The sequence below is a fragment of the Cupriavidus sp. SIMBA_020 genome (genome assembly GCF_046535395.1).
Classification (GTDB): Bacteria; Pseudomonadota; Gammaproteobacteria; order Burkholderiales; family Burkholderiaceae; genus Cupriavidus; species Cupriavidus campinensis.
In genome coordinates this window covers 1-242 of record NZ_JAWRWU010001487.1, presented here as the reverse complement: position 1 = coordinate 242, position 242 = coordinate 1, and the positions used below count along the sequence as shown (strand labels likewise).

The 242-nt window shown below is 49.2% G+C and carries 1 pseudogene; it reads left to right on the top strand.

Annotated elements, in window-relative coordinates:
• Positions 1 to 242 (top strand): annotated as a pseudogene (locus SB751_RS34530) (hypothetical protein); the annotation flags it as partial.

Sequence of the window (242 nt, the reverse complement as noted above, 5' to 3'; positions counted from 1 at the left end):
CCACTTTAGAACGGATAAAAAATGCCACCGAGCATGCAGAGCCACAAGTAAGAGACTTTGATCCCGAAGCCAAACCAATCAAAAAACAGCGCAAGCCGGTTAATCAGCCTAGCGAACCTGTACCAGCGACTAAAAAAGAAGCACCTATTGCAGCTGAGCCCATTTCGCCTCAACAACCAAAGGCAGACTTACATTCGCCTAAACAACCGCGCTCACCGTTAACGCCATCTACCGACCACGAC